This is a genomic window from Cohnella rhizoplanae (assembly GCF_948329515.1).
Classification (GTDB): domain Bacteria; phylum Bacillota; class Bacilli; order Paenibacillales; family Paenibacillaceae; genus Cohnella; species Cohnella rhizoplanae.
Window position 1 is genome coordinate 1 of the sequence record NZ_CAOJCN010000060.1, and the last position, 746, is coordinate 746.

The following is a 746-nucleotide window of genomic DNA, read 5'->3' on the forward strand; positions in this document are numbered from 1 at the left end:
AGGTGGGGTAGATGATTGGGGTGAAGTCGTAACAAGGTAGCCGTATCGGAAGGTGCGGCTGGATCACCTCCTTTCTAAGGAGCCCTTCGGGGCAATACGAAAGTCCGTTGTTTTACCGCTCGAGTTCAGTTTTGAAGGAGAAATCCTTCAGCAATACCGGTTTGGTGATAATGGCGGAGGGGTTCCACGCGTACCCATCTCGAACACGACCGTTAAGCCCTCCAGCGCCAATGGTACTTGGACCGCAGGGTCCTGGGAGAGTAGGACGTCGCCAAGCCGGTCTTGATTCCTTCACTGGAATCGAGGTCAAGCCAGCGAGTCTGGCCAACGTGATGCGGGCCTTTAGCTCAGCTGGTTAGAGCGCACCCCTGATAAGGGTGAGGTCGGTGGTTCGAGTCCACTAAGGCCCACCACCAAGCTTCAATTGAATACTTCCCATGGGGACTTAGCTCAGCTGGGAGAGCACCTGCCTTGCACGCAGGGGGTCAACGGTTCGATCCCGTTAGTCTCCACCATTTAAGTCTTCCGCACAGCCTGCTTGTCAGATGGGCGGAGGAAGCAGAAAGTTTGCACCTTGAAAACCGGATAGCGAAACGAAATATGCGCAATAGAATTCTCATGCAAATGCCTTGTGTGGTTTGACCGTCAGGTTAAGCTATTAAGGGCGCACGGAGGATGCCTAGGCGCCAGGAGCCTAAGAAGGACGCGGCGAACAGCGAAATTGCCTCGGGGAGCCGTAAGCAGGC

Annotated in this window: 2 tRNA genes and 3 rRNA genes; all 5 read left to right on the forward strand. The window is 55.0% G+C overall.

The annotated features are described in order from the left end of the window. Window positions 1-74: ribosomal RNA gene (locus tag PQG80_RS28790) — 16S ribosomal RNA — on the forward strand; the annotation flags it as partial. Between the two features lie 86 nt (window positions 75-160). Next, window positions 161-277, forward strand: a 5S ribosomal RNA gene (gene rrf, locus PQG80_RS28795). A gap of 59 nt (window positions 278-336) precedes the next feature. Then, window positions 337-413 (forward strand) — tRNA-Ile (locus PQG80_RS28800). A gap of 26 nt (window positions 414-439) precedes the next feature. Next, window positions 440-515 (forward strand) — tRNA-Ala (locus tag PQG80_RS28805). Between the two features lie 133 nt (window positions 516-648). Further along, window positions 649-746 (forward strand): 23S ribosomal RNA (locus tag PQG80_RS28810); the annotation flags it as partial.